The organism is Amycolatopsis vastitatis (assembly GCF_002234595.1).
Taxonomy (GTDB): Bacteria; Actinomycetota; Actinomycetes; order Mycobacteriales; family Pseudonocardiaceae; genus Amycolatopsis; species Amycolatopsis vastitatis.
The window spans coordinates 174548-198918 of the sequence record NZ_NMUL01000016.1 but is presented as its reverse complement, the minus strand read 5'-3'; the positions used below and the strand labels follow the sequence as shown (position 1 = coordinate 198918).

At 69.4% G+C, this 24371-nt stretch carries 21 protein-coding genes; 14 read left to right on the top strand and 7 right to left on the bottom strand.

Annotated features, from left to right (window positions below; translation table 11 throughout):
- The first annotated feature begins 23 nt into the window (after positions 1-23).
- The 3 genes from yhjD to CF165_RS19020 are packed head-to-tail and all read left to right on the top strand — an operon-like array spanning position 24 to position 2637.
- Positions 24-1031 carry an inner membrane protein YhjD gene (gene yhjD / locus CF165_RS19030; protein WP_093948878.1) on the top strand — a complete coding sequence of 336 codons (1008 nt, stop codon included), beginning with the start codon at positions 24-26 and terminating at the stop codon, positions 1029-1031.
- A 32-nt stretch (positions 1032-1063) separates the two neighbouring features.
- Positions 1064-2188 (top strand): acyl-CoA dehydrogenase family protein, encoded by a 1125-nt coding sequence (locus tag CF165_RS19025; RefSeq protein ID WP_205660908.1) that lies wholly within the window; start codon positions 1064-1066, stop codon positions 2186-2188.
- Entirely contained in the window at positions 2185-2637 is a 453-nt protein-coding gene (locus tag CF165_RS19020) for a winged helix-turn-helix transcriptional regulator (RefSeq protein ID WP_093948877.1), read from the top strand. The genes CF165_RS19025 and CF165_RS19020 overlap by 4 nt, the downstream gene beginning before the upstream one ends.
- Here CF165_RS19020 and CF165_RS19015 read toward each other — a convergent pair.
- The gene (locus tag CF165_RS19015; RefSeq protein WP_093948876.1) at positions 2634-3878 is read right to left on the bottom strand and encodes a D-alanyl-D-alanine carboxypeptidase family protein; all 1245 of its coding nucleotides are present in this window, start codon (positions 3876-3878) and stop codon (positions 2634-2636) included. The two genes, CF165_RS19020 and CF165_RS19015, sit on opposite strands and share 4 nt — an antisense overlap.
- A gap of 41 nt (positions 3879-3919) precedes the next feature.
- Between CF165_RS19015 and CF165_RS19010 the strand changes: the two genes are divergently transcribed.
- Entirely contained in the window at positions 3920-4159 is a 240-nt protein-coding gene (locus CF165_RS19010) for an SCO4848 family membrane protein (protein WP_093948875.1), read from the top strand.
- Positions 4160-4220: 61 nt separating this feature from the next.
- Positions 4221-5615, top strand: coding sequence for a S8 family peptidase (locus CF165_RS19005; protein ID WP_167441506.1), 1395 nt, complete (start codon positions 4221-4223; stop codon positions 5613-5615).
- Positions 5616-5893: 278 nt separating this feature from the next.
- On the opposite strand, the gene CF165_RS19000 is transcribed toward CF165_RS19005, so the two are convergent.
- The 5 genes from CF165_RS19000 to sdhC form a co-directional block, all read right to left on the bottom strand.
- Positions 5894-6808, bottom strand: coding sequence for a hypothetical protein (locus CF165_RS19000; protein ID WP_093948873.1), 915 nt, complete (start codon positions 6806-6808; stop codon positions 5894-5896).
- Positions 6809-6935: 127 nt separating this feature from the next.
- Positions 6936-7706 (bottom strand): succinate dehydrogenase iron-sulfur subunit, encoded by a 771-nt coding sequence (locus CF165_RS18995; protein ID WP_093948872.1) that lies wholly within the window; start codon positions 7704-7706, stop codon positions 6936-6938.
- Positions 7706-9460: a succinate dehydrogenase flavoprotein subunit gene (sdhA, locus tag CF165_RS18990; protein WP_093948871.1), complete on the bottom strand. Its 1755-nt coding sequence runs from the start codon at positions 9458-9460 to the stop codon at positions 7706-7708. Before sdhA ends, CF165_RS18995 begins: the two co-directional genes overlap by 1 nt.
- Positions 9461-9478: 18 nt before the next feature.
- A complete protein-coding gene (locus tag CF165_RS18985; protein ID WP_093948870.1) occupies positions 9479-9892 on the bottom strand; it encodes a succinate dehydrogenase hydrophobic membrane anchor subunit in 414 nt (137 codons plus the stop codon).
- Position 9893: 1 nt separating this feature from the next.
- Complete coding sequence (sdhC, locus tag CF165_RS18980; protein ID WP_093948869.1) at positions 9894-10337, bottom strand: succinate dehydrogenase, cytochrome b556 subunit; 444 nt, start codon at positions 10335-10337, stop codon at positions 9894-9896.
- A gap of 394 nt (positions 10338-10731) precedes the next feature.
- Here sdhC and CF165_RS18975 point away from each other — a divergent pair, with 394 nt between their 5' ends.
- From CF165_RS18975 to CF165_RS18940, 8 genes are all read left to right on the top strand, one after another.
- A complete protein-coding gene (locus CF165_RS18975) occupies positions 10732-12723 on the top strand; it encodes an NPCBM/NEW2 domain-containing protein (protein ID WP_093948868.1) in 1992 nt (663 codons plus the stop codon).
- 73 nt (positions 12724-12796) lie between these two features.
- Complete coding sequence (locus tag CF165_RS18970; RefSeq protein ID WP_093948867.1) at positions 12797-14653, top strand: glycoside hydrolase family 97 protein; 1857 nt, start codon at positions 12797-12799, stop codon at positions 14651-14653.
- Positions 14654-14942: 289 nt separating this feature from the next.
- Positions 14943-16085, top strand: coding sequence for a BMP family lipoprotein (locus CF165_RS18965; RefSeq protein WP_093948866.1), 1143 nt, complete (start codon positions 14943-14945; stop codon positions 16083-16085).
- Between the two features lie 78 nt (positions 16086-16163).
- On the top strand, positions 16164-17735 hold the full coding sequence (locus tag CF165_RS18960) for an ABC transporter ATP-binding protein (protein ID WP_093948865.1): 1572 nt from the start codon (positions 16164-16166) through the stop codon (positions 17733-17735).
- Positions 17732-18823 (top strand): ABC transporter permease, encoded by a 1092-nt coding sequence (locus CF165_RS18955; protein WP_093948864.1) that lies wholly within the window; start codon positions 17732-17734, stop codon positions 18821-18823. The genes CF165_RS18960 and CF165_RS18955 overlap by 4 nt, the downstream gene beginning before the upstream one ends.
- Before the next feature lie 32 nt (positions 18824-18855).
- Positions 18856-20085, top strand: coding sequence for an ABC transporter permease (locus CF165_RS18950; protein WP_093949004.1), 1230 nt, complete (start codon positions 18856-18858; stop codon positions 20083-20085).
- A complete protein-coding gene (locus CF165_RS18945; RefSeq protein ID WP_093948863.1) occupies positions 20085-20477 on the top strand; it encodes a cytidine deaminase in 393 nt (130 codons plus the stop codon). Before CF165_RS18950 ends, CF165_RS18945 begins: the two co-directional genes overlap by 1 nt.
- Positions 20474-21751, top strand: coding sequence for a thymidine phosphorylase (locus tag CF165_RS18940; protein ID WP_093948862.1), 1278 nt, complete (start codon positions 20474-20476; stop codon positions 21749-21751). Before CF165_RS18945 ends, CF165_RS18940 begins: the two co-directional genes overlap by 4 nt.
- A gap of 106 nt (positions 21752-21857) precedes the next feature.
- On the opposite strand, the gene CF165_RS18935 is transcribed toward CF165_RS18940, so the two are convergent.
- Entirely contained in the window at positions 21858-22982 is a 1125-nt protein-coding gene (locus CF165_RS18935) for a coiled-coil domain-containing protein (RefSeq protein WP_093948861.1), read from the bottom strand.
- 213 nt (positions 22983-23195) lie between these two features.
- On the opposite strand from CF165_RS18935, the gene CF165_RS18930 reads away from it, so the two are divergent.
- Entirely contained in the window at positions 23196-24290 is a 1095-nt protein-coding gene (locus CF165_RS18930; RefSeq protein WP_093948860.1) for an adenosine deaminase, read from the top strand.
- Positions 24291-24371: the final 81 nt, after the last annotated feature.

Here is a 24371-nt window from a genome sequence, read left to right as displayed (position 1 = left end):
CTGCGCGTGGTTAGCGTTTCACGGTGGCGAAAGAAGAGAAGGAAAAGCTCCTGCCGCGGCTGCGGCGGAAGTACCCGTGGCTCGATCACCTGATCCGGGCCAACGACGCCTTCACCGAGCGGTACGGCAACCACTACGCCGCGGCGATCACCTACTTCAGCGTGCTGTCGGTCTTCCCGCTGTTCATGGTGGCCTTCGCCGTGGTCGGCCTGGCCGTCAACCACGACAAGACGATCATCGACAAGATCACCAACGGGATCAACAACTCCGTGCCCGCGGGGCTGCGGGAGCTCGTGAACGGCATCGTCAGCGGTGCCCTCGACTCCGGCAGCGGTGTCGGGATCTTCGGCCTGCTGATCGCGCTCTACTCCGGCATCGGCTGGATGTCGAACCTCCGCGACGCGCTCACCGCGCAGTGGGGCCAGGTGAAGCAGCCGCAGCCGTTTCTCAAGCAGACGGCCAAGGACCTGGTCGCGCTGATCGGGCTCGGCGTCGCGCTCATCGTTTCCTTCGCGCTGACCGCCGTCGGGGGCGGGATCGGGCAGTTCCTGCTCGAACTCGTCGGGCTCGAACACGCCACCTGGGCGATCTTCCTGCTTCGCGTGGCGACGATCGTGCTCGGCCTGCTCGCCAACACCCTCGTCTTCCTGTGGGTCATCGCGCGCCTGCCGCGTGAGCAGGTCGCGTTGCGCAGCGCCGTCAAGGGTGCGGTGTTCGCCGCCGTCGGGTTCGTCGTCCTGCAGCAGGTCGCCACCGTCTACCTGGCCAGCGTCACGAAGTCGCCGTCGGCCGCGCTGTTCGGGCCGGTCATCGGTCTGCTCGTGTTCGCCAACCTCGTGTCCCGCTTCCTCCTGCTCGTCACCGCGTGGACGGCGACGGCGAAGGAGAACCAGCACGAGATCGTCCAGCCTCCGCCGCCGGTGCGGCTCGAACAGCACGTCACCCTGCAGCGCGGGCCCGGCCTCGGCGCCGTCGCGGGTGCCTTCGGCGCCGGGGCGCTGCTCGCCTGGCTGGGGCGCCGCAAGCCTTGACAGCCGGGGTGGTCGGTAAAGAAACTGAACCGGTGCCGACGCCTGAAGAGCTGCTCGACGCCGCCCGCGAGTGTGCCGGCCTCGCCAAGTCCCTCGCGCCGGTCACCGAGCGGCAACGCGCCCTGCCGGACGAGCTGGTCGCGAAGCTCGTCGACGCCCAGCTCTTCCGCACCGGCGTCCCCGGCCATCTCGGCGGCCCCGAAGCGCCACCGGCCGTCAGCTTGGAGACCGCCGAGACGGTCGCGCGCGGGGACGCGTCCGCCGGGTGGTGCGTCTCGATCGCCGTGACGAGCAGCCTGCTCTCGGCCTATGCCCCACGGAAGTGCGCCGAAGAGGTCTTCGGCGATCCCCGCACGGTCGCCGCCGGCGTCTGGGCGCCGCGGGGCACCGGGCGCAAGGTCGACGGCGGTTACGTCGTGACCGGCCGCTGGGCGTTCTGCAGTGGCATCCCGCACTGCGACTGGCTTTTCGCCGGGTTCGTCCACGAAGGTGCGCTCTTCATCGCGGCGCTGCCGAAAGCCGAAATCGCGGTGCTCGACACTTGGCACACCAACGGCCTGCGCGGCACCGGCAGCCACGACTGCGTCGCCGACGAGCTGTTCGTCCCGGACCACCGCGTCTTCTCCGTGATGGGTGGGCCGCCCACGGAAGCCGTTGCCCTGCACCGGTTTCCGCTCTTCGGGTTCTTCGCGCTGTCGGTCGCGGCGGCCGCGCTGGGCAACGCGCGCGGCGCGATCGACGACCTCGTCGAGCTCGCCTCGACGCGCAAGCCGCTCGGCTCCAGCCGGTCGCTGGCCGAACGGTCCCAGACCCAGGCCGCCGTCGCGGAGGCCGAAGCGGCTCTGCGCGCGGCGCGGCTGCTGTTCTACAGCAGCATCGACGACGCTTGGCAGGCCGCGCAGGGCGCCGAACCCGTGCCGGACGCGCTCAAGCTCGGCCTGCGGCTGGCCGCCACGCACGTCACGCGCACCGCCGCGAAGGTCGCCGAAAGCATGTACGACCTCGGTGGCGGCGCGGCGATCTACGAGACGTCACCGTTGCAGCGCCGGTTCCGCGACGCCCACACCGCGACCGCGCACTTCCAGGTCAACCCGGCCAGCTACGAGCTGTCCGGCAAGCTGCTGCTGGGCGTCCCGGCCCGCACGGAGCAGCTGTGAACGACCTCGGCCACCGGTTCACCGCGGACTCGGTCGGGCGGGCGCTCGACCTGGTCGGCGAGCGGTGGAGCCTGCTCATCCTGCGGGAGACGTTCTTCGGCGTGCGGCGCTACGGCGAGTTCGCGCGCAACCTGTCGATCCCGCGCCCGACGCTGTCCGCCCGGCTGAAGACCCTCGTCGACGCGGGCGTGCTCGAGCGCGTCGACCCGGTGCCGGAGTACGTGCTGACGCGCGCCGGGCGGGACCTCTTCGGCGCCGTCGTCACGCTCATGCAGTGGGGTGACCGGCACCTCGCGGGGCCGGACGGGCCGCCGATCCTGTTGCGGCACAAGGACTGCGGCGAGATCGCCGAGACCTACGTTGCCTGCCGGCACTGCGGTGGCGAGCTCGCGACGGACCGCGTCACGCCCGAGCCCGGCCCGGCCTATGTGTCCGAAGTGGACGGTTAGTTCGCGGCCTTCTTGCGCGCGCGCCCGACCACGAACCCGCCGACGATGATCAGGAAAACCACCAGCGTGATGATCCAGCCGGTGACCCCGAACGGATCCGCCTTCGCCGCGGCCGCGGCCGACGACGTGCCGCTGTTGCCGGTGCCACCGTCGCCGGGCACGGACGGGTCGCCGGTCTCCGCCGTGGCCGCCGGGTCGCGGTAGGTGATCTGCCCGACCGGCTCGGCGCGGTCGTCCTCCAGCGCGAAGCCGTAGTCGAGCAGCTTGGCCGCCTGGTCGACCACCTTCGTCGGCTTCTGCTCGGCGCGCACCATGACGACCGCGAGCCGCTTCCCCTTCCGCTCCGCCGCGCCGACGTAGGTGTGGCGGGCGTCGTTGGTGAAGCCGGTCTTGCCGCCGAGGAAGCCGGGGTAGACGCCGAGCAGCTTGTTGTCGTTGAGCACCGGGACGCCCGGCTTGCCGCCGGCCGGCGGCAGCTCGAAGTTCTTCGTCCCGACGACCTTCGCGAACTCCGGCTGCTTCATCGCGTAGTGGAAGATCAGGCTCAGGTCGTAGGCCGAGGTCGACATGCCCGGCCCGTCCAGCCCCGACGGCGTCGCGGTGCGCGTGTCGAGCGCGCCGATCTTCGCCGCCGTCGCGTTCATCTTCGCCACCGCGGAGTCGACGCCGCCGAGCGCGGTGGCGACCGCGTGCGCGGCGTCGTTGCCCGAGTGCATCAGCAGACCGTGCAGCAGCTGGTCGACGGTGTACCGGCCGCCGGCGACCAGGCCGACGCAGGTGCACTCCTGCTCGGCGTCCTCCTGCGAGGCGACGATCACCTGCTCCGGCCTCAGCTCGTCGAGGGCGACGAGCGCGAGCAGGTTCTTGATCAGCGACGCGGGCCGCTGGCGGGCGTGCGGGTCCTTCGCCGCGATGACCGCGCCGGTGTCGAGGTCCTGCACCAGCCACGACACCGCGGTGTTGCCGTCCGGCGGATTGAGGGCGCCGGACGGGGTGATCAGGCCGCACTCGGCCATCCGGGGACCGCCGGCCGGGACGGCGGGCACGGCCAGCGGCGCCGGGACCGGCTTGCCCGGCGCGGGCTTCTCCGACGTGTCGACCGGCGGGGGCGGGGCCTGGCGGTTCGCGCACGCCGTCTGCGGCGGCGCCGCGGCCGCGAGCGCCGGCGTGCTCAGGGCCAGGAGGGCGGCGGCGAGCGTCGTCGTGAAGACCTTGAGCGACCGGGAGACAACAGAGTGCACCCACGCAATCTAGCGCCGCGACCGGCGCCGCATACTGGGGCATGCGCATTTCCCGAGGCACCTCGCTGTTCCTGCTGGCCTTCGGCGTGTGGTCGTGGATCATCTGGATCACGTTCGCCAAGAACCTCTGGGAGAGCGACCGGGCGTGGGCGCCCGACGGCTCGCCGACCGCCTACTTCGTGGTGCACGCCGTGCTGACGGTCGTCTCGTTCGTGCTCGGCACGGCCATCGGCGTGCTGGGCTGGCGTGGGGTGCGGACGACGTCGAAGGTCTCCTCCTGACTTTGGTCGGTGGCGCGGTCTCCGGGGCCGGTTTAGGTTGACCCCCGACTCTGGAGGTGGAATGTCCCGTTTACGCCGAATGGCGGCCCCGCTCGTGCTGGCCGTCGGGGGTGGCCTGTTGGCAGCGACCCCGGCCGCGGAGGCCGCGCCGGCCGCCTGCGACACGACGAGCACGCCGTACACCTACGTGGTGACGTACCAGCCGGGGACGCGCGCGTCGGCCGTCGACAGGGAACTGGCGGCCAAGTGCGCCGCGAAGGTGGCGTACTACCCGGAGATCGCCGTCGCGATCGCCAGCTCGCGCAACGCGGACTTCCAGCAGAAGATCGGCGTCTACCGGGCGTATTCGGGAGGTAAGGACGTCGCTTCGGCGGCTTCCGCCCGGACTTCCCTGGGTGCCGTGCGGACGCTGGAAGACACCAAGTCGGTCGCCGCGGCCGGCGACCTGTCGGCGCAGCAGTGGGACATGAGGGCGATCCACGCGCCCGAGGCGAACAAGATCTACCAGGGCAGCCGCGCGGTCACGGTCGGCGTGCTCGACTCGGGCATCGACGCGACGCACCCGGCGCTGGCCGCGGCGGTCTCGGCGTCCGCTTCGGCGGGCTGTGTCACCGGCGCGCCGGACCTTTCCCCGGCGTCCTGGGCACCGACGACGTCGGACCACGGCACGCACGTGGCGGGCACGATCGCGGGCAAGGACCCGGCGGCGGGCTTCACGGGCATCGCGCCGGGCGTGCGGCTGGCCTCGGTGAAGGTCGTCAACGACGACGGCTACATCTTCCCGGAGTCGGCGGTCTGCGGGTTCGTGTGGGCGGCGAAGCACGGCTTCGCGGTGACGAACAACAGCTACTACGTCGACCCGGGCATGTTCTTCTGTTCCCGCGAGCCGGGCGACGCGGCGGCGTACGAAGCGGTCCGGCGAGCGATCGAGTTCTCGACACGCCACGGAGTGCTGAACGTGTCGGCGGCGGGCAACTCGGGCTTCGACACGACGGCGCAGACGACGGACCCGAACCGCCCGCACCCGGTCGACTCGTCGTGCGGCATCCTGCCGAAGGCGATCGACGGAGTGGTGAAGGTGTCCGCGGTCGGCTACGCGGGCACGAAGTCGTCGTTCAGCAACTACGGCGCGATCGACGTGACGGCGCCCGGAGGTGACTTCGTCCAGACGCCCCCAGCGGGTGAGGGCCCGTCGTGCCCGCTGTCGGCGACGGTGTTCGGCGGCCGGTACGGCTCGAAGTGCGGCACGTCGATGGCGTCGCCGCACGCGGCGGGTGTCGCGGCTCTGCTGGCTTCGCGGTTCCGGGGCGCGCCGCCTTGGCTGCTGGCTCGCCTGCTGGAGGGTGAAGCCGACGTCGTGAAGTGCGCGGCCACGGAGACGGCGTGCACGGGCCCGGCGAAGAACAACTCGTACTACGGCCACGGCCTGGTCGACGCCCTGGACGCGGTGCGGTAGCGGACAGTGGAAAGGCCTCCCCGCTCGCCGAGTGGGGAGGCCTTCACCTTGTCGGAGCACGTTCCGCAGCATTCACTTGACCGGGTGTACAGAAGAAGACGTCAGGCGATCCGCCGGTGTAACCTGACCGGAGCAACGGCCCCGAGCAATGAGCCACCCCATTCCGGGTGGCTCGGGAACGGATTTCCATGTCAGGCGGCTCCGAGACAGGTGGCAACTGATCGCTCGATCAGCCACCTCGCCCGGACCGCCGACGGCGGATCCGGGCGTTTCTTTTTTCAGCTCTGCGAGTAGTCGGCGATGAATCCCATCCGGGTGTGCAATGCCGGTGCCTCCGCCGAGAACTCGACGACGACGTCCTGGCCGAGCCGGCGCTTTCGCAGGTTCTGGGCGCCCTGGTTGCGGACCTTGAAGGCGGCGGGTGACCGGATGTTCCGGAAGACGACCCGGTGCTCGAACTTGCCGACCTCCTTGGTGAACAGCACGTCGAATGTCTCCGGTGCGGTGCCGTTCACGAGGTCGGCCGAATAGCCCGGCCAGTCCCATTCGACGGTGATCAGGTCACCGTCCTGGACCACCGTTCCCAGGTGGATGTAGATGTCCAGCTTCGGTTTCCCGTCCGCGGAGAACGTCCAGACCGACGTGCCGTTGGCCCGGGTCCGCTGGTCGACGTCGTCCTCGCCGGCGTGGTAGGCGTGGCACCGGACCCGGCGCCGGTCGCGGTTGGTCAGGCGCGTGGTGCCGTAGTAGACCAGGTTGACCGTGACGTACCGCAAGGTGCCGTTGGACGCCGCGTCGAGCACGAGGTCGCGGCGGAAGAAGGCGTCGCCGTTCTCTTCGATGGTCACTTCCTGCCGCCATTCCCGCACCGAAAGGGGGGAACTCGAATGCGTCTGATCGGCGTAAGTGTGCAGGAGTCCTTCGATGTGCTTGAGCTTGCCGCGCAGACGCTGGGTGCCCGCGAAGGAAAGGGCGCTCACCAGGACGAACAGGCCGACGGCCGCCGTGGCGAACGTGACCCGCAACCAGGCGAGCCCGAGGACCTGGCCGAGGAGGCCGACCGTGCCGAGCGACGCGAGTGCCCCGCCGAGCATGCGGAAATAGCCGTAGCGGAAGACGTGGTCTTCGAGATCTGCGAAGAGGGGTGCCAGCCTGCGGGAAACAATCCGGCGAAGATCCGAACCAGCACCCATACGCTCGCATCCTGTAATCGGCGTCGACCCTTCAGGCTAGCCGAGCCCCAGACCGTTGCCCAGGACAAAAGAATGGCGAAAGGCCCTCCGGCACAGGTGCCGGAGGGCCTTCGGTGCTGGGAAAACGTCAGACGCGCTTGAAGAGCAGCGCGCGCTTCACTTCCTGGATCGCCTTGGTGACCTGGATGCCGCGCGGGCAGGCGTCCGTGCAGTTGAACGTCGTGCGGCAGCGCCAAACGCCCTCGCCGTCGTTCAGGATGTCCAGGCGCTCCTCCGCCCCCTCGTCGCGGGAGTCGAAGATGAACCGGTGGGCGTTGACGATCGCCGCCGGGCCGAAGTACGAGCCGTCGTTCCAGTACACCGGGCACGACGACGTGCAGCACGCGCAGAGGATGCACTTCGTCGTGTCGTCGAAGCGGTCGCGGTCCGCCTGGGACTGGATGCGCTCGCGCGTCGGCTCGTTCCCGTACGTGATCAGGTACGGCTTGATCGCGCGGTACGCCTCGAAGAACGGGTCCATGTCGACGTAGAGGTCCTTCAACGTCGTCAGGCCCTTGATCGGGGCGATCGTGATCGTGGTCTTCTTGCCGTCCTTCGCCAGCAGGTCCTTCATCAGGACCTTGCAGGCGAGGCGGTTGATGCCGTTGATCTGCATCGCGTCGGACCCGCACACGCCGTGCGCGCACGAACGGCGGAACGAGAACGTGCCGTCGATGTAGTCCTTGACGTAGAACAGCAGGTTCAGCAGCCGGTCCGTGCGCTGCGCCGGGACGTCGTAGGACTCCCAGTGCGGCTCGGAGTCGACCTCCGGGTTGAACCGGAGGATCTTCAGCGTGACCGTGATCGGGGTGTGCTCGTCCGCAGCAGAAGGAGCGTCTTCAGTGGTGGCCGCAGTCATCAGTACTTCCGCTCCATCGGTTCGTAGCGGGTGAAGGTCACGGGCTTGTAGTCCAGCCGGATGTCCGAGTTCAGCCCGGTGCCCTGCTTGTAGGCCATGGTGTGCCGCATGAAGTTCGTGTCGTCGCGGGTCGGGTAGTCCTCGCGGGCGTGGCCGCCGCGGGATTCCTTGCGTGCCAGCGCACCCACGACCAGTACCTCGGCCAGCTCCAGCAGGAAGCCGAGCTCGACGGCCTCGAGCAGGTCGGTGTTGTACCGCTTGCCCTTGTCCGACACGGTGATCCGCTGGTACCGCTCCTTCAGCGCCTGGACGTCGGTCAGCGCCTGCTTCAGCGTGTCCTCGGTCCGGTACACCGAAGCGTGCGAGTCCATCGTCTGCTGCATTTCCTTGCGGATGTCGGCGACGCGCTCGTCGCCGTGCTCCGACAGCAGGCCCGCGAGCTGCTCCTCGACCAGGGTGGTCGGGTTCTCCGGCAGCTCGACGTGCTCGTGCGCCAGCGCGTACTCCGCGGCGGCGATGCCGGCGCGGCGGCCGAACACGTTGATGTCCAGCAGCGAGTTCGTGCCCAGGCGGTTCGAGCCGTGCACGGACACGCACGCGACCTCGCCCGCCGCGTACAGGCCGGGGATGACGTTCTCGTTGTCCCGCAACGCTTCGCCGTGGATGTTGGTCGGGATTCCGCCCATCACGTAGTGGCAGGTCGGGAACACCGGCACCGGCTCCTTGACCGGGTCGACGCCCAGGTAGGTCCGGGAGAACTCCATGATGTCCGGGAGCTTCGCGTTCAGCGTCTCCTCGGGGATGTGCGTGACGTCGAGGACGACGTAGTCCTTGTTCGGGCCGCAACCCCGGCCCTGCAGCACTTCCTGCACCATCGAGCGCGCCACGATGTCGCGCGGCGCGAGGTCCTTGATGGTGGGGGCGTAGCGCTCCATGAACCGCTCGCCGTCGGCGTTGCGCAGGATCCCGCCCTCACCGCGGACGGCTTCCGAGATCAGGATGCCCAGGCCCGCGAGGCCGGTCGGGTGGAACTGGAAGAACTCCATGTCCTCCAGGGGCAGGCCCTTGCGGAAGATGATGCCGAGGCCGTCACCGGTGAGGGTGTGCGCGTTCGACGTCGTCTTGAAGATCTTGCCCGCGCCGCCGGTGGCGAACACGATCGACTTCGCCTGGAAGACGTGCAGCTCGCCGGTGGCCAGCTCGTAGGCGACGACACCGGAGGCGACCGGGTTGCCGTTCTCGTCCGGGCTGGTGACGAGGTCGAGCACGTAGAACTCGTTGAAGAACTCCGTGCCGTACTTGACGCAGTTTTGGTACAGCGTCTGCAGGATCATGTGCCCGGTGCGGTCCGCGGCGTAGCAGGCGCGGCGGACCGCGGCCTTGCCGTGGTCGCGCGTGTGCCCGCCGAAGCGGCGCTGGTCGATCTTGCCTTCGGGCGTGCGGTTGAACGGCAGGCCCATCTTCTCGAGGTCGAGGACCGCGTCGATGGCCTCCTTCGCCATGATCTCGGCGGCGTCCTGGTCGACCAGGTAGTCGCCGCCCTTGATCGTGTCGAAGGTGTGCCACTCCCAGTTGTCCTCTTCGACGTTCGCCAGCGCGGCGCACATGCCGCCCTGGGCCGCGCCGGTGTGGGACCGGGTCGGGTAGAGCTTGGTGAGCACCGCGGTGCGGGCGCGCTGGCCGGACTCGATCGCCGCGCGCATGCCGGCGCCGCCGGCGCCGACGATCACCACGTCGTACTTGTGGAACTGCATGAAAAGTCTCCGAGACTTTTAGTTCGCGGGCATGTTCGGGTCGAACGTGAAGATCACCATCGTGCCGACGGCCAGGATGAGCACCATGGACGTGTACAGCAGGATCTTCAGCCAGAACCGGGTGCTGTCCTTGCGCGCGTAGTCGTCGATGATGGTGCGCAGCCCGTTGCCGCCGTGGATCTCGGCGAGCCAGAGCATCGCGAGGTCCCAGAACTGCCAGAACGGCGAGGCCCAGCGGCCGGCGACGAAGCCCCAGTTGATCCGGTGCACACCGCCGTCGAGGATGTTCATGATCAGCAGGTGGCCGAGCACCAGGATGACCAGCGCCAGCCCGGAGATCCGCATGAACAGCCAGCTGTAGAGCTCGAAGTTGCTCCGGCGGGCGGCGGGGCGCTTCGGCGAGCGGGGGCTGGCGAGAGCGAGGTCGGCCATGTCAGTTACCCCCGAAGAGCGTCTCGACGGTGCGCTTCAGCATGAAGAACGCACCGGGGACCATCACGACGACCCAGACGACGCCGATCACCCACGTCATGGCCTTCTGCAGCTGCGGGCCCTTCGACCAGAAGTCGATCAGCATGACGCGGATGCCGTTGAGCGCGTGGAACAGGACCGCGCCGACCAGACCGACCTCGAGGAGGTTGACGATCGGGGTCTTGTAGGTCTCGATGACCTGGTCGTAGGTGTTCGGCGACACGCGCACCAGCGCGGTGTCGAGCACGTGCACGAACAGGAAGAAGAATGTGAGCACGCCGGTGATGCGGTGCAGGACCCAGGACCACATGCCGGGGTCACCCCGGTAGAAGGTCCCCTGCCGGCGTGAGGCACCCGCCCGATCGCTCGCCGCCGCCTCAGGGGCGGTGCTCGCCGTGGTGGACATCGGTGAACGGCCTCCAACGTCTGACTGTGCGCCCGGTGGCCGGTGAGGTCCGCAGTCGCCATGAGCGGTCGAGCTTGCCGAGATCAACGTCATCGAGCCTGGATGAATCGGATGCTAGACCCGGACCCGGGACGCGGCTCACCTCCGGGTTCTCCTCTGTGATGGACCAGACACCGGTACTCCCGCACCGCCACCCGGCGGTGTGGCGTGGCGCACTCGGTCGCGGGGAGGTGCCAGTCACCGGAAACCCCGGAGATCTGACCTCTGCGGAATCTGATATCTGATGCGCTACGCCAAAAGGCTGGTGCAGTCGGTTAATCGTTGACCGGTGATCGCGTCGTTCCTACTGTCTCGGGCAAATACATCGGATCTCTCACGATGGGGTGACGTTCTGGTGAGACGACTCGGCTTGGTGATCGCCGTCGCGGCTCTGCTGCCCGTGGTGTCGGTCACGCCCGCGCAAGCACTGCCCGACGGCCTGGCGCTGACGCCGCCCATGGGCTTCAACAACTGGAACACCACCGGCTGTGCCGTCGACGAGCAGATCATCCGCGACACCGCCGACATCTTCGTCGCCAAGGGCCTCAAGGCCGCCGGCTACGAGTACGTCAACGTCGACGACTGCTGGGCCGAGCCCGCGCGAGACGCCGACGGGCGCATGCAGGCGAACAAGGCGCGCTTCCCGAGCGGCATCAAGGCTCTCGCCGACTACGTCCACTCGAAGGGCCTCAAGTTCGGCATCTACACCAGCGCGGGCACGGTGACCTGCGCGAAGACCCAGCCGGGCGCGCTCGACCACGAAGACGTCGACGCCCAGACGTTCGCGGACTGGGGCGTCGACTACCTCAAGTACGACAACTGCAACAACCAGGGCCGGCCCGCGCTCGAGCGCTACACGAAGATGCGCGACGCGCTGAAGAAGACCGGTCGCCCGATCGTGTACTCGCTCTGCGAGTGGGGCGAGAACAAGCCGTGGGAGTGGGGCGCCGACGTCGGGCACCTCTGGCGCACCACCGGCGACATCAAGGACAACTGGGCCAAGATGCTCCAGATCCTCAAGGCGAACGCGCCGCTCGCGCCGTACGCCGGGCCGGGGCACTGGAACGATCCCGACATGCTCGAGGTCGGCAACGGCGGCATGACGACCGAGGAGTACAAGTCCCACTTCTCGCTGTGGGCGATGATGGCCGCGCCGCTGCTCATCGGTGCCGACCTGCGCAAGGTGTCGCCGGAGAACTTCGACGTCCTGCGCAACGCCGAGGTCATCGCGCTCGACCAGGACCGCCGCGGGGTCCAGGCGCGCGTGCTGTCCAACCAGGACGGACACTGGGTGTTCGCCAAGCCCCTGGCGGACGGTGACGTCGCGGTCGCGCTGTTCAACGAGACGACGTCGTCGGCCACGATCGGCACCACGGCGGCCGCCGTCGGTCTTCCCAATGCCGTCGGGTACTCCGCGCGTGACCTCTGGGCCCACCGCGACCTCCAGACCGCCGGCCGGCTCTCCGCGGTCGTCCCGCCCCACGCGACGGTGGTCTACCGCGTGCACGCGGGCGGCGCCTGGTGGCGGAACGCGCCCCTGGTGAGCACGGGTATCGAGCTGGCCGCGCCGGTCCCGGGCGTGCCGGGCGAGATCACCCCCGCCGGCAAGCCCTTCGAGGTCACGGTCTCCGCGACCGACGAGGCCCGCGTCCCGGTGTTCGACCCGCGCGTCACGCTCACCGCGCCCGCCGGCTGGCGCGTCGAGCAGCTGGCCCGGCCCCGGCAGTTCGTGCTCGGCACCGGCGACACCGCGGCCGGACGCTGGCGGGTGACCCCGCCGGCCGGCACCGAAGGCACGACAGCGGTCCTGCGCGGCGGCGTCACGTACCGGGCGCTCGGGTTCGGCCAGGCGAGCTGGGCCGGCGAGCAGCAGCTCACCGTGCCCGCGGCGCCGCCGACGGCACCCGCGTGGGCGAGCGACCTGCGCTGGGCGGCCGAGAAGAACGGCTACGGCCCGGTCGAGCGGGACATGTCCAACGGCAGCATCCCCGCCGGCGACGGCAAGCCGCTGACGATCAACGGCGTCGTCTACCCGAAGGGCCTCGGCGCCCACGCGCCCAGCGAAGTCGTCTTCTACCTGGGCGGACGCTGCACGGCGTTCACCGCGGACGTCGGCGTCGACGACGAGCGCGAGGCGACGAACAAGCAGGGCTCGGCGACGTTCGAGATCTACGCGGACGGCGCGAAGGCGGCGTCGACGGGCGTCCGGACGTGGCAGGACCCGGCCTTGCCGCTGGCCGCGGACCTGCACGGCGCCCAGTACCTGCGGCTCGTCGTCACCGACGGCGGCGACGGCAACTCCTACGACCGCAGCGACTGGGCCGCGGCCCGGCTCACCTGCGCCTGACCCGTCGTGAGTGAGAAACAGTGTTCTAACACTGTTTCTCACTCACGACCCCACCTACGGGAAGGGATCCTGCATGAGGAAGCGAGTGGGAACGGCGGCCGTGCTGGCCGTCGGGGTGGCGCTGGTCGGGTTGCCGGCCGCCGGGCAGCCCGCGCCGGTGACGTCCTGGACGCTCACCGCGCCGGGGACGTCCTTCGCGCCGGCGCCCGAAGCGCACATCGCGTTGGACCAGGGAAAACTCACGCTGTCGGTGACCCGTGGCGCGACGACGGTGCTGGAGCCGTCCGCACTCGGCGTCGAGACCGAAAACGGCGACCTGACCCGCGGCCTGAAGGTCACCGGGTTCAGCCAGCGGCCGGTGCACGACGAATACACGACCACCACCGGCAAACGCTTGCGGCACACCTACGACGCCGCCGAAACCACGCTGAACGTCAAGGGCCCCGGCGGCGCGTTCGACGTCGTCTTCCGGGTCTCCCGTGACGGCGTCGCCTACCGGTACGTCTTCGACACCCCGAAGTGGGTGACGGTCGTTCGCGAGGCGTCGGAATACGCCGTCCCGCAGACCGCCGACTCCTTCCTGCTGCCGTTCGACAACGGCCGCAGCGACTACGAGAGCATCCACGTCCACAAGCCGGTCGCCCAGCAGGATCCGGTCGAGTACGGCTACCCCGCGCTGTTCCACGTCGGCGACACCTGGCTGTCGGTCCTGGAATCCGACCTGAACGGCAGCTACGCGGGTTCCCGGCTGACGCTCACCCCGCAGCACCGCTTCCAGCTGACCCTCGGCGACCCGGCGGAAGTCGCGAAAGGACCCCTGTCCACGCCGTGGCGCGCGATGATCGTCGGCGACCTGGCCACCGTCACGCAGTCCGACCTCAGCACCGACCTCGCGAGCCCGTCGAAGATCGCCGACACCTCGTGGATCAAGCCCGGCGCCGGCGCGTGGTCGTGGTGGTCGGAAGGCACCGGCGACCTCGCGCTGCAGGAGAAGTACGTCGACCTCGCGGCGAAGGAGGGCTGGGCGTACAACCTCGTCGACTCGGGCTGGAACGCCGCCTGGGTGCCGGACCTGGTCGCCTACGCCAAACAACGGAACGTCGGCATCTGGCTCTGGGCGGACGCGAAGATCACCGATACCGACAGCGAGCGGGAGAAGAACTTCAAGCAGTACGCCGACTGGGGCGTCGTCGGGCTCAAGATCGACTTCGTCGAGTCCGAGCGGCAGGACCGCACCCGCTGGTACGACGCCGTGCTCGCGGCGGCCGCGAAGTACCACCTGATGGTGAACTTCCACGGCGCGCCGATCCCGCGCGGCATCCAGCGCACCTGGCCGAACGTGATGAGCGTCGAAGCGGTGCGGGGCGCCGAAGGGACGAAGCCGAAACCGGGACGCGAGCCGTTCTCGATCGACCACTACCTGACGCTGCCGTTCACGCGGAACCTCTCCGGCTCGATGGACTTCACGCCGGTCACGTTCACCGGCGTCCGGCCGACCAGCGACGGCGGCGAGCTCGCGCTGAGCGTGCTGTTCGAATCCGGCGTCCAGCACTTCGCGGACAGCGTCGCGAGCTACGACGCCCACCCGGCCGCCGAGCGGCTCCTCAAGGGCATCCCGACGGCGTGGGACGACACGCTGCTGCTGGCCGGCGACCCCGGGAAGCTCGCGGTGCTCGCCCGCCGGAGCGGCGCGCAGTGGTACGTCGGGGCACTGGCGGCGGGGCCGGCGACGCGGCTCGACGCACCGCTGGGTTTCCTCCCACCGGGTGATTGGCTGGCCGAGGTCTACGGCGACGGCGCCGACGGGAAGCTCCAGGTCACGACACAGCGCGTGACATCCGGGAGCACCCTCACCGTTCCGGTGGCCGCGAACGGCGGATTCACCGCCCGCCTCTGTCAGGCCCCGCCCGGCGCGCAAGCCTGCTCCTGAGTAGCCCGAACGGGTCTCCGAAGGCCGCTGTCAGAGCACTGAATGCCCTGATGGTGGCCTTCGGAGCGGCTTTTCCCCGCCCTCGGCTGGGCCGTTCGGATGATCACGGGCGGTATCCAGTCCGTCGCGCGTGCAACTCGTGAGTAAACGTTTGTGTTACGTAGCGTGCCTTTCCTATGGCGCATTCCTGTCCGCCGGGTACGGTCTGGCGGTCGACCCGGCAGTAGGGCCGGGTCGTGCCCTTGACCATCCGCTGGATCAGCGGGGAGGGAGACACACGTTGCGTCGCATGCGTGGAACCGCGCTGGCCGCCGCGGCCATGGCCGGGGTGCTCGCCCTGGCCGGGTGCGCCAAGGACTCGAGCGGTGGGAGCAGCAACAACAGCGCCGCGCCTTCTTCGGGTGGCTCGGACTGCGTCACCGCGCAGAAGCCGCCCGCCGCGCCCGCCGCGTCGAGCAGCACGGCCGCCGCCGGCGGCAAGGTGGACGGCAGCAAGCTGAAGATCGGCCTGGCCTTCGACGTCGGCGGCCGGGGTGACGCGTCGTTCAACGACGCCGCCGCCGCGGGCACCGACAAGGCGAAGTCCGACCTCGGCGTCACGACGGTCAACGAGAGCACCGCCAGCGCCAGCGAGGCCGAGTCGGCCAAGCAGCAGCGCCTCGACCAGATGGCCTCCTCGGGCCTGAACCCGATCGTCGCGGTCGGCTTCGCCTACGCGCCGTCGGTCAAGGCCATCGCCGCCAAGTACCCGAACACGAAGTTCGCCATCGTCGACGACGACTCGATCCAGCTGCCGAACGTGACGCCGCTGGTCTTCGCCGAGGAGCAGGGCTCGTTCCTGGCCGGCGTCGCCGCCGCGTACAAGAGCAAGAGCTGCCACATCGGCTTCGTCGGCGGTGTCAACACCCCGCTGATCCAGAAGTTCGAGGCCGGCTTCCTGCAGGGCGCGAAGACGGTTTCGAACAAGATCAAGATCGAGGACGAGTACCTCACCCCGGCCGGTGACTTCTCCGGGTTCCAGGACCCGCCGAAGGGCAACGCGAAGGCCGCGGCCGAGATCGCCAAGGGCGCGGACGTCATCTACCACGCCGCCGGTGCCTCGGGTAAGGGTGTCTTCGACGCCGCCAAGGCGGGCAACGCGCTGGCCATCGGGGTCGACTCCGACCAGTACAACCAGAAGACCGTGGCGGCCGACAAGGACGTCATCATCACGTCCATGCTCAAGCGCGTCGACGTCGCGGTGTTCGACTACATCCAGGCCGTCGCCAAGGGCGATCTGACCGTCCTGCCGAAGCGGTTCGACCTCAAGGTCGACGGCGTCGGCTACGCCACCTCGGGCGGCAAGATCGACGACATCAAGGACGTCCTGGAGGGCTACAAGGCCCAGATCATCTCGGGCGCCGTCACCGTTTCGGACAAGCCGCAGAAGTAACTCATTGCGCGTCGGGGCTCGGAGGAAATTCTCCTCCGGGCCCCTCACGCGTTCCAGAGATATGGAATTCTCCCGCCCATGAGCACAGCCGAGGCCCCGGCCGAGGCCGTCCCCGACCGGGGCGCCCCCGCCGTCCAGCTGACCGGGATCACCAAGCGCTTTCCCGGCGTGGTGGCCAACTCCGACGTCAACCTCACCGTCGCCGCGGGCGAGGTGCACGCCATCTGTGGCGAGAACGGCGCCGGCAAGTCCACCCTGATGAAGATCCTCTACGGCATGCAGCCGCCGGACGAGGGCGCCATCGCGATCAACGGCGAAGAGGTGAAACTGCGCAACCCGCAGGACGCCATCCGCGCCGGCATCGGCATGGTGCACCAGCACTTCATGCTGGCCGACAACCTCACCGTCGGCGAGAACGTCTTCCTCGGCGCCGAGGCCCTGCACGGCATCGGCCGCGCCGCCCGCGCCCGGCTGGCCGAGCTCGCCGAGCGGACCGGCCTGCACGCCAAGCCGGAGACACTGCTGGAGGAGCTCGGCGTCGCCGACCGCCAGCGCGTCGAGATCGTCAAGGTGCTCTACCGCGGGGCGAAGATCATCATCCTGGACGAGCCGACCGCGGTGCTCGTGCCGCAGGAGGTCGACGCGCTGTTCGCGACCGTCCGGGAGATGAAGGCCGACGGCTACACCTTCCTCTTCATCTCGCACAAGCTCGACGAGGTCCGCGCGATCGCCGACACCGTCACGGTGATCCGGCGCGGCACCACCGTCGGCACGGCCGACCCGAAGACGATCACCTCCCACCAGCTCGCGGAGATGATGGTCGGGTCCGAGCTGCCCAGCCCGGAGACCCGCGAGTCCACCGTCACCGACCGGGACGTGCTGCGGCTGACCGGGCTGACCCTGCGCGCCGAGGGTTCGGACCGCAACGCGCTCGACGACGTCACCTTCACCCTGCACGCGGGGGAGGTGCTCGGCATCGCCGGCGTCGAGGGCAACGGCCAGACCGAGCTCGTCGAGACCATCATGGGCATGCGCAAGCCCACCGGCGGCCGGATCGAACTGGTCGATGCCGACGGCAAGGCCCGCGACCTCACCAAGGCCGGCACGCTGGCGCGGCGCGAAGCCGGCATCGGCTACATCGCCGAGGACCGCACCCGGCACAGCCTGCTGCTCACGCAACCGTTGTGGGTCAACCGGATCCTCGGTTACCAGACCCGCGAACCGGTCTCCAAAGGACAGTTGCTCGACATCGCGGGCGCCCGCGCCGACACCGAGCGGATCGTCCGCGACTACGACGTCCGCACGCCCGGGATCGACGTCCCGGCCGCGGCGCTGTCGGGCGGCAACCAGCAGAAGCTGATCGTCGGGCGGGAGCTGTCCGGCAACCCGGTGCTGCTCGTGGCTTCGCACCCGACACGCGGTGTCGACGTCGGCGCGCAGGCGCTGATCTGGGAGCAGATCCGCCAGGCCCGCGCCGCCGGGCTGGCCGTGCTGCTGATCTCCGCCGACCTCGACGAGCTGATCGGCCTGTCCGACACGATCCGGGTCATGTTGCGCGGGCGCCTCGTGAGCGAGGCCGATCCCGCCACGGTGACCCCGCAGGAACTCGGCTCCGCGATGACCGGTGCCGGGGAGGGTGACGAAGAATGACCTCCTGGCGCACGAAACTGCTGCCGCCGCTGCTGGCGATCGTCTTCGCCGTGCTGCTGTCGGCGATCGCGCTGATCATCTCCGGTGCCGACCCGCTGCAGGCGTACGGCACGATGATCAGCCAGATGTTCAAGGGCTCCACCGCGGTCGACACGGTGAACCTGGCGACCGTCTACTACCTGTCCGGGCTCGCGGTCGCCATCGGCTTCCAGATGAACCTGTTCAACATCGGTGTCGAAGGCCAGTACCGGTTCGCCGCCGTCGTCGCCGCCATCGCCGGCGGCGCGATGAAGCTGCCGCCGGTCATCCACGTCGTCGCGATCCTGCTGGTCGCGATCGTCGCGGGCATGACCTACGCGGCCATCCCGGCGGTCCTCAAGGTCACCCGCGGGGTCAGCGAGGTCATCTCGACGATCATGCTCAACGCGATCGTCGCCGGCATCATCGCGTTCCTCATCAACGCCGACCAGTTCGGCGTGCAGACCGGCAACAACATCGGTACCCGCGTGATCGAGCCGTCCGGCCGGATCCCGGGCATCCCGCTGGGCTCCGGCACGCTGTTCGGGTTCGTGTTCATCGCGGCGATCATCGGCGGGGCCTACTGGTTCATGCTCAACCGCACGCGGTTCGGCTTCGAGCTCAAGGCGTCCGGCGAGTCCACCACCGCGGCCGCCGCGGGTGGCGTCAACGCCAAGAAGATGACGTTGATCGCGATGCTGCTCTCCGGTGGCGTCGCCGGCCTCGTCGCGATGCCGGAGCTGCTCGGCCGCGACTACACCTACGGCATCACCGCGACGCAGATGTACGGCTTCACCGGCATCGCGGTCGCGCTGCTGGGCCGCAACCACCCCGGCGGCATCGCGCTCGGCGCGCTGCTGTGGGCGTTCCTCGACACCTCCGCGGTGTCGCTGGAGCAGATCAACGTGTCCAAGGAGATCGCGACGATCATGCAGGGCATCATCGTGCTGTCGGTCGTCGTGGCGTACGAGATCGTGCGGCGTGCCGACCTCGCGGCCGAACAACGCAGGGTCGGGCGCGCACTCGCCGGCCGCAAGGGTTCCTCGGTCGCCGAAGGGGGTGCGGTGTGATCACCGACGTCGCTCCCGAATCCGGCTCGACCATGCCGGTGCAGCGCAAGCGGGGCCGGATCCCCGGCTGGCTGCGCGGCGTGATCTGGGCCGTGGTCGCCATCGCCGTCATCTCGACGGCGTCGTACTCCACCGGCGTCGCCGCGCTGACGTCGTCGAACACCGCGTCGACGGCGTTGCGCCTGGCCCTGCCGATCCTGCTGTGCGCGCTGGGCGGTCTCTGGGCCGAACGCGCGGGCGTCGTCAACATCGGTCTCGAGGGCATGATGATCCTCGGGACCTGGGGTGCCGCCTGGGGTTCGTACAACGGCGGCGTGTGGGCCGGCCTGATCGCCGCGCTCGTGTTCGGCGCGCTGGGCGGGCTGCTGCACGCGGTGGCGACGGTGACGTTCAACGTCAACCACATCGTTTCCGGTGTCGCGATCAACCTGCTCGGCCTGGGCGTCACGAAGTACCTGGCGAACCTGATCTTCGCGCCGATCTCCGGCAACCCGAGGCAGTCGCCGGTCGTGCCGAAGTTCGACACGTACTCGGCGACGTTCCTCTCGGACTGGCTCGGCGACCTGGAGAAGGAGCAGCGCGTCGGCATCTCCGACGTCGCGGGCATCCTGCGCGGCCTGGTCACCGAGGTGGCGCCGCTGACGATGATCGCGATCATCCTGGTGCCGGTGAGCTTCTGGGTGCTCTGGCGGACGCGCTTCGGCCTGCGGCTGCGGTCCTGCGGTGAGAACCCGGTGGCGGCCGAGTCGCTCGGCGTGAACGTCTACCTGCACAAGTACGTGGCCGTGATCATCTCGGGCGCCTTCGCCGGGATGGGCGGCGCGTCCCTGGTGCTGCTGCGCGGCGGCGCGGACTACCTGGAGAACCAGACGAACGGCCGCGGGTACATCGGTCTCGCGGCGATGATCTTCGGCAACTGGCGGCCGGGTGGCCTGCTCGGCGGCGCGGCGCTGTTCGGCTACGCGGACGGCCTGCAGCTCGCCGGTGGCGGCGAAGCGGTGCTCGCGCTGCTGTACGGCGCGGTGATCCTGGTCGCCGTGATCGTCGTCGTGCAGCTGTTCCGTCGCCAGTGGATCGCGGCGGGGCTCGGCGTCGTCGGCGCTGGTGTGCTGTATGCGATCTACTGGGCCAACGACACGCTGCCGTCCGACCTGATCCCGTACACCGCGCACTTCGTGACGCTGATCGTGCTGGCGGTGGCTTCGCAGCGGCTGCGGCCGCCGAAGGCCGACGGGCAGCCGTACCGGCGGGGTGAGGACTGATGACGTCCACTGTGGATTGGGACGCGCTGCGTTCGCAGGCGATCGAAGCGGCTTCCCATGCGTACGCGCCTTATTCGGGCCTGCACGTGGGTGTCGCGGGGATCGTCGACGACGGCCGTGTGGTCACCGGGTGCAACGTGGAGAACGCTTCCTACGGGCTCGGGCTGTGCGCGGAGTGCACGATGGCCGGGCAGCTGCGGCTGTCCGGCGGCGGGCGGCTGGTCGCCGTCGCGTGCCGGTCCGGTGCTGGTGATCTGCTGATGCCGTGCGGGCGGTGCCGCCAGATCCTGTTCGAGCTGGGCGGTTCCACGTGCCTGGTGGACACTCCGCGCGGCGTGCTGCCGATGTCCGATGTCCTGCCGGACGCGTTCGGCCCGGACGACCTGCCGTGAGCGCGTTCGCGGCGGTCGACGTCATCCGGACGAAGCGGGACGGCGGCACGCTTTCCGACGAGCAGATCGACTGGGTTGTCGACGCGTACACGCGCGGGGACGTGGCCGAAGAGCAGATGTCGGCGCTGGCCATGGCGATCTTCCTGCGGGGGATGACCTCGGCCGAGATCTCCCGGTGGACGCACGCGATGATCGCGTCCGGCGAGCGGCTGTCGCTTTCCGTTTCCCGGCCTACTGTCGACAAGCACTCGACGGGCGGGGTCGGCGACAAGATCACGCTGCCGCTGGCGCCGCTGGTGGCGGCGTGCGGCGCGGCGGTGCCGCAGCTGTCCGGGCGCGGGCTCGGCCACACCGGCGGGACGCTCGACAAGCTGGAGTCGATCCCCGGCTGGCGGGCTTCACTGTCCACTTCGGAGATTCGACGGCAGCTCGAAGACGTCGGCGCGGTGGTCTGCGCGGCGACGTCCGGGCTGGCGCCGGCGGACAAGAAGCTGTACGCGCTGCGGGACGTGACTTCCACAGTGGAGTCGGTCCCGCTGATCGCCAGCTCGATCATGAGCAAGAAGATCGCGGAGGGCGCATCCGGGCTGGTCCTGGACGTGAAGTTCGGGTCGGGCGCGTTCATGAAGACGCTTTCGCAGGCGCGCGAGCTGGCTTCGACTTTGACCTCGATCGGCGCGGACCACGGCGTCCCGACGACGGCGTTGCTGACCGACATGAACGTCCCGCTGGGCCGGGCGGTCGGCAACGCGGTGGAGGTCGCGGAGTCGGTCGACGTGCTCAAGGGCGGCGGGCCCGCGGACGTGGTCTCGCTGACTCTCGCCTTGGCGGGGGAGATGCTGGCCCTCGCCGGTCTCGACGTGGACCCGGCGGCGGTGCTGGCCTCGGGCGAGGCGTACGAGGTCTGGTGCCGGATGATCTCGGCCCAGGGCGGCGACCCTTCGGCACCGCTGCCCACGCCTTCTCACGTTCATACGGTGGTCGCTCCGGCGTCGGGCGTGCTGGCTTCGCTGGACGCGTACGCGGTGGGTGTCGCGGCATGGCGCCTCGGCGCGGGCCGGGCCCGCAAGGAGGACCCGGTCCAGGCGGCGGCGGGCATCCTGTGCCTGGCCAAGCCGGGGGACCCCGTCTCCGAGGGTGACCCGCTGCTGGAACTCCACACGGACACACCGGACGCGGTCCCGGCGGCCTTGTCGGCGCTCGAGGGCGGCTTCACGATCGCCTCCTCGGCGCCCGCCACGGGCCCGATCGTCGTGGAGACCATCCGCGGCTAGCCGGGATGTGATGATCGTCGCGAAGATGATCACCCGTCCGAGTGACATCCGAAGCATGAGAAGGCCCCCGCCGGGATCCCGGCGGGGGCCTTCTCAACTGGTCTTGCTACTCCGTGGCTTCTTCCGAGCCTTCGCCCGCCTTGGCCTTCGCGTCGGCCGGCTTGGGGGCGCGGCCGTTGCGGGAGCTGCGGCGCGGCTGGCGCGGGGCCGGCGGGGGCGGGGAGATCTGCTGGACCGCCGGGCCGCCGCCGAGCATCAGCTCCGCGAACGTCGCCATCGCCTCGTCGAGCTGGCCGCCGATGCGGCGGACGCTCTCGTCGTTGCTCTTGCGGACCAGCGTGTCCACCGAGTCGGTGTCCGGCTGCTTCGACAGCGTGCCCTCGACCTTCGACAGCCCCGCCTTGAGCGCGCCGTCGAGGTCGCCGATGCCCGAGAGGAAGCCGTCCTCCACCTTGTCGAGGCGGGAGGCCAGGTCGTCGAGGCGGGAGGTGACCGTTTCGAGCCGGTTGCCCAGGTTCTCCAGCCGGTCGGACGCGTCGATCATCTCGCCGGTCTCGGTCAGCGCGACCTTGAGCGCCTCGGTGTTCGCGTCGATCCGCTCGTGCGTGGTGCGGCCGAGCTCGCCGACGCGCTCCTGCGTGACGCGGCTCAGCTCGTCGACCTTGTTCCGCAGCTCGTGGTCGGCGTGGTCGACCCGGTCGCGCAGCGTCGACTCGGCCTGCTCGATCCGCTCGCGGACCGGGCCGTGCACCGACTGCGGCAGCGACTCGAGCTTCGCGTCCTGCTTGTCGAGGTGGCCGCCCAGCTCGTCGATCCGCCGGTGGATGTTCTGGAGCTTGTCCTCGAGCCCGTCCATCCGCCCGGCGACACCCTCGAAGCGCGCGGCGACCCCGTCGAGGCGGCCGTCGAGCTGCGCGAAGGGCTTGGCGAGCTTGTCGACGATGCTCTCGACGGCGCGGGTCAGCGCGGCGATCGCGTTGTCCTGGGCCTCGAGGCGGGACATCGTCTCGTCGAGGCGCTCGGCCAGGACGCTGACCTCGGTGCGGTCGGGCATCTCGGACAGCCGCTTGCGGACGGCGCCCAGCGAGTCCACCGGCGCGAGGCGGGCGTAGATGTCGTCGAGCGCGTCGAAGATCTGCTGCTGCTCGCTCTCACGCACTTCGGCCGCGCGCACCAGCATGTTGCGCATCCGGTCGAAGGACGGGGCGGCAATGTGGTTGTCAGTGGTCACTGCTGTGTGTCCTTCGTCGGCGGGGAAATGGAGGGACGTGCCACGAAGCTTATCGATTGCAAAAATTGCTGTCTGTATGGCCCCCGTGAAGAGGCTATTACGGAGGCCACCCCCGGATGGCCGATTCGGGACATGATCCTCAACGCTGAGGGTTAGCCCGAGCCTGAGAGTTACGGCCATGTAGGGGAATGACAACGAGGTTACCGTTGGGGGATGCCCGACGAAAGCCCTGTTCTGCCCACCGAGACACTCCGCCGCGCACCCAAGGTGCTGCTGCACGACCACCTCGACGGCGGTCTCCGCCCGGCGACCGTCGCCGAGCTCGCCGACGCCACCGGCTACGCCGGTCTGCCCACCACAGACCCGGCCGAGCTGGGCAGCTGGTTCCGCCGTGCGGCCGACTCCGGCTCACTCGTTTCCTACCTGGAGACCTTCGCGCACACCTGCGGGGTGATGCAAACGGAGGAATCGCTGGTCAGGGTCGCCGCGGAGGCGGTCGAGGACCTGGCCGCCGACGGCGTCGTCTACGCCGAGGTGCGTTACGCCCCGGAGTTGTTCGTCGAACGCGGTCTGTCACTCGATGCGGTGGTTGAGGCTGTCCAGGCGGGGTTCACGGAGGGCACACGGCGGGTGGCCGCGAACGGTGGCAGCATCCGGGTCGGGACGTTGCTCTGCGCGATGCGCCAGCACGCCCGCGCGCTCGAGATCGCGAACCTCGCCGTCCGCTACCGCGACACCGGCGTGGTGGGGTTCGACATCGCCGGGCCCGAGGACGGATTCCCGCCGACCCGCAATCTCGACGCGTTCGAATATCTGCGCCAGAACAATGCGCATTTCACCATTCACGCCGGGGAAGCGTTCGGTTTGCCGTCCATTTGGGAGGCCATTCAGCACTGCGGAGCGGAGCGGCTCGGGCACGGCGTGCGGATCGTCGAGGACGTCAAGACCGACGCGGACGGCACGGTCCACCTTGGACGGTTGGCCGCGTACGTCCGCGACCGCCGCATCCCCCTGGAGATCTGCCCGACGTCGAACGTCCAAACAGGCACGGTCCGCTCGATCGCCGAGCACCCCATCGGCCTGCTCGCCAAGCTGCGCTTCCGCGTGACCGTGAACACGGACAACCGCCTGATGAGCGGATGCACGATGACCAGCGAATTCGCCGCGCTGCACGAGACGTTCGGCTATGGTATCGACGACTTCCGCTGGTTCACCATCAACGCGATGAAATCCGCGTTCATCGATTTCGACGCCCGGATCGCGCTGATCGACGACGTCATCAAGCCCGGGTACGCCGCCCTGACCTGACCTTCCCCGCTTCGGGCCGCAACGTGCTTGCGGTCCTTAGCCATGCCAACTATCGTTCACTATATAGGAAGTTCTTCTCAT